The sequence below is a fragment of the Butyricicoccus sp. AM78-15b2TA genome (assembly GCF_027665985.1).
GTDB classification, from domain to species: domain Bacteria; phylum Bacillota; class Clostridia; order Oscillospirales; family Butyricicoccaceae; genus Agathobaculum; species Agathobaculum butyriciproducens.
The window spans coordinates 1-214 of record NZ_JAQEHY010000061.1 but is presented as its reverse complement, the minus strand read 5'-3'; positions in this window follow the sequence as shown (position 1 = coordinate 214).

Genomic DNA, 214 nt, shown 5'->3' with positions numbered 1-214 from the left:
TTTGGCATATTCCGTCTGTGGGTTTGGCGTAAAGTCCGCTGCGCCTGCCGTGAGTGGTGCGTATAGCTGCAACAGCAAGGCTATTACAAGCAATACGCTGATTCGTGTGCGTTTCATTTTTCGATCGCTCCCTTTCTTTTGCGCCCAAACAGTTAAAAAAGGGCGCAGTACCGCATGGATAGTAGTCCACACAGTATTGCGCTGTTTCTTAAAA